The sequence below is a fragment of the Pseudoalteromonas sp. GW168-MNA-CIBAN-0100 genome (assembly GCF_040309225.1).
GTDB classification, from domain to species: domain Bacteria; phylum Pseudomonadota; class Gammaproteobacteria; order Enterobacterales; family Alteromonadaceae; genus Pseudoalteromonas; species Pseudoalteromonas arctica.
This window is the reverse complement of sequence record NZ_JBEOOL010000559.1, coordinates 1-272: the sequence shown is the minus strand read 5'-3', so window position 1 is coordinate 272 and position 272 is coordinate 1. Positions and strand designations below refer to the sequence as shown.

Sequence of the window (272 nt, the reverse complement as noted above, 5' to 3'; positions counted from 1 at the left end):
CCCTAACTGATCAATTTCTAGGGTGTGATCGTCAATGGTAGCTTTTAACCATGGGCCTGCGTTATTAACCGGTAAAGTAAACACTGTTAAACGGTGTAAAAGTGCACTGGCGTTCCTATCAAAATACGGTTGGTCATCAAAGATTAATTCGGCGCCGACTGCGGTTTGTTTAAGCGATAAAATCCGTGTGCCAATAAACGTGGTTAACACTAAATAATTACTATTTTGTGTTTGTTGCCAATTTAAGTTGGCAGATTGGCGCTCATCTGGGC

1 protein-coding gene is annotated in these 272 nt (G+C 41.5%); it reads right to left on the bottom strand.

The window, feature by feature from the left end:
* On the bottom strand, positions 1-272 hold a 272-nt coding region (locus AAEY62_RS22420), incomplete at both ends, for a lipoprotein insertase outer membrane protein LolB (protein WP_350636615.1).